We start from the raw sequence: 302 nt of genomic DNA, 5'->3' as shown, positions 1-302 counted from the left end.
GTTTCCTTTGTGCTGAGCGTTTTGCTGGTCACTTTGGGCACCCACCACTCCATCGATGTCGAAGCGATCGGCGGGCTTTTAAGACTCACCTCAAAGATACTGGAATCCATTTTGCGCCTCGTGACGCCAATCACGGACGCCCTTAGTGAGGTCATTAACGATATAGTAGATGCGGTGACGAATGGACGCCCGCTTACCGAGGATCTAGTGGCTAGGTTACTGGCGGCTCTGCACATCAACAGCATTCGAGATCTGGACTTGTCGGTTAGGATACAGTTAGGGATCTACCTTAATTTGACTGC

1 protein-coding gene is annotated in these 302 nt (G+C 51.0%); it reads left to right on the top strand.

Features of this window, described 5'->3' with window-relative positions:
- A partial coding sequence (locus tag QWY28_RS23415; RefSeq protein ID WP_300955320.1) for a hypothetical protein occupies positions 1-302 on the top strand: 302 nt, incomplete at both ends.

It is taken from the genome of Nocardioides oceani (assembly GCF_030412965.1).
GTDB lineage: Bacteria > Actinomycetota > Actinomycetes > Propionibacteriales > Nocardioidaceae > Nocardioides > Nocardioides oceani.
This window is presented reverse-complemented; position numbering and strand designations above follow the sequence as displayed.